1 pseudogene is annotated in these 624 nt (G+C 77.9%); it reads right to left on the reverse strand.

Annotation, left to right across the window (positions count from 1 at the left end):
• Nucleotides 1-624 (reverse strand): annotated as a pseudogene (locus tag ACPC54_RS42030) (hypothetical protein); the annotation flags it as partial.

A 624-nucleotide genomic window follows, 5' to 3' on the forward strand; every position in this document is an offset into this window, starting at 1 on the left:
TCCCGGATCGCGAACCGCGTCCGCTCGATCTCCGCCTGCGGATCCTTCTGTACGGCGTTCAGCCGGGCCAGCCGGTCACCGGCCGCCGAGACCGCGTCGTCCGTCGCGTTCAGCAGCGCCCGCACCGTCGACAGCAGCGAGGCCGCGTCCGCCCAGCGCTGCGCGTCCCGCGCGGCCTGCGCCTCGCCCAGCTTCCGCTCGGCCTGCCCGACGTTCTCCACCGCCTGCGCCGGCACCTGCTGGAGGTCCTGCCAGCACGCCGCGGCGAACCGCCGCCGCAACTCGCTGAGCACGGGGTCCACCTGCCCGGCCCGCGTGGTCAGCGCCTGCGCGCGGGTCCGCAGCGAGACCAGCCGGTGGTCGATCTCGGCCGCCTTCTGCGGCAGCCCCTCGGCCTCGGCCCGGATCGCCCCGGCCTCCCGCTGCACCCGCTCGGCCCGCTCCAGCGTCTGCTGCACCCCGTGCTGACCGGCGCCCTGGTTCAGCTTCGTCAGCTCCGGCGCCAGCGCGGCCAGCCGGCCCGCGAGGTCGTCGGCGCGCAGCCCCTGCGCGCGGACGCCGTCCAGCGCGTCGCTCGCCGCCAGCAGCGCCTGACGGGCCCGCTCCACGGCGGGCGCCACCCGG

Origin of the sequence: Kitasatospora sp. NPDC094028, assembly GCF_049543595.1 — a bacterium.
Lineage (GTDB): Bacteria > Actinomycetota > Actinomycetes > Streptomycetales > Streptomycetaceae > Kitasatospora.